Source organism: Micromonospora sp. NPDC052213, assembly GCF_040679695.1.
In the GTDB taxonomy this organism is placed as follows: domain Bacteria; phylum Actinomycetota; class Actinomycetes; order Mycobacteriales; family Micromonosporaceae; genus Micromonospora.
In genome coordinates, this window is the sequence record NZ_JBFAVI010000347.1 from 1 (window position 1) to 1,468 (window position 1,468).

The 1,468-nt window shown below is 68.3% G+C and carries 3 protein-coding genes; 1 reads left to right on the top strand and 2 read right to left on the bottom strand.

Annotated elements, in window-relative coordinates:
• Positions 1–183 (top strand): 3-methyl-2-oxobutanoate hydroxymethyltransferase (locus AB0L34_RS33795; protein ID WP_363709735.1); only part of this gene is annotated, 183 nt, incomplete at its 5' end.
• A gap of 77 nt (positions 184–260) precedes the next feature.
• Here AB0L34_RS33795 and AB0L34_RS33800 read toward each other — a convergent pair.
• Together AB0L34_RS33800 and AB0L34_RS33805 are read right to left on the bottom strand one after the other, a co-directional pair.
• Positions 261–1,169, bottom strand: coding sequence for an IS5 family transposase (locus AB0L34_RS33800; protein ID WP_198033294.1), 909 nt, complete (start codon positions 1,167–1,169; stop codon positions 261–263).
• Between the two features lie 164 nt (positions 1,170–1,333).
• On the bottom strand, positions 1,334–1,468 hold a 135-nt coding region (locus AB0L34_RS33805), incomplete at its 5' end, for an alpha-isopropylmalate synthase regulatory domain-containing protein (RefSeq protein ID WP_363709737.1).

Genomic DNA, 1,468 nt, shown 5'->3' on the forward strand with positions numbered 1-1,468 from the left:
GCCGGCCCGGACACCGACGGGCAGGTGCTGGTGTGGCAGGACATGGCCGGGCTGCGGACCGGCCGGGCGCCCCGCTTCGTGAAGCGCTACGCCGACCTGGCGGGTGCGCTCACCGACGCCACCCGCCGGTTCGCCGACGAGGTACGCGGCGGCGATTTCCCCGCGGCCGAGCACACCTTCTGAGGGTGTAAGGAAGGGCCCCTTCTTAACGCCTGGCGTAGAGGAGGGGCCCCTTCTTAGTGAGTGTTTGAGATTCCGGCTCAGGTGTGGGTTGCCTGGGCCGGTTTCGTGTGTCGGGCCAGGCGGGTGACCATGACGTGGATCATGGCCCAGGTGACGAAGGCGGCGTGGCTTGTGGGTAGGTGTTCGTAGTCGCGGACGCAGCGGCGTTTCTTGCTGATCCAGGCGAAGGTGCGTTCGACGACCCAGCGGCGGGGCAGCACGACGAAGGTGTGTTGTCCGGGGAGTTTGTGGACCAGGTGCACGGTGAGGTCGAGGGCGTGGCGGGCCCAGGTGCTCAGGGTGCCGATGTAGCCGCCGTCTGCCCAGAGCAGGCGTAGGCGGGGGTGGAACAGCCGGGTGCGCCAGAGCAGGTCACGGGCGATGGTGCGGTCGTTGACGTGCGCGCCGGTGATCATGACGGCCAGGAGCAGGCCCATGGTGTCCACGACGATGTGACGTTTACGGCCGTTGACCTTCTTCGCGACGTCGAAACCGCGGCTGTGTCGGGGCACGGTGTCCGCGGCGCGCACCGACTGAGAATCGATCGCTCCGGCGCTGGGATGCGCGTGCCGTCCAGCGGCGGTACGGCACTGCTCCCGCAACCGGTCGTGCAGACGCATCAACGTGTGGTCATCGCGCCATCGAGCGAACCACCAGTACACCGTCCCCGGGGGCGGGAACTCCCGCGGCAGGGCCCGCCACGGACAACCGGTGCAGGCCACATACAAGATCGCCGTGACGATTGCCCGCATCGGATGCGACGGCGGCCGCCCCCGCCGACCGACCGACACCGGCGTGACCAGCGGCGCGATCAACGCCCACTGCGCATCGGTCAGATCACTGGGATACCGCCGCCGCACCGCCCGTTCCCGTTCCCGCCGCACCCGCTGCGACGGATAACGGCGGGGCGACGCGGACGGCGTGACAGTGATCGGGTACAACGTCATCAGAAGGCCCTCGGTATGGAAACGGTTGGCTCGACACCACCGGACCTACCGAGGGCCTTCCCTCACCTCAACCCGACACGCCGCCGCACCCCAAATCTCAAACACTCACTAAGAAGGGCCCCCTCCTATGCAGAATGCGTTAAGAAGGGGCCCTTCCTTACACCTCAGGCGCGGGTGCGGTTCACCGCGCTCGTGACCGCCTTGATCGAGGCGGTGACGATGTTCGCGTCCACTCCGACGCCCCACACCGTACGGCCGTCCACCTCGCACTCCACGTACGCGGCGGCCTGCGCGTCCCC

What these genes read in the sequence shown, in the direction of transcription:
- AB0L34_RS33800 (WP_198033294.1), bottom strand. Translation starts at nt 1,169, where the DNA reads ATGACGTTGTACCCGATCACTGTCACGCCGTCCGCGTCGCCCCGCCGT.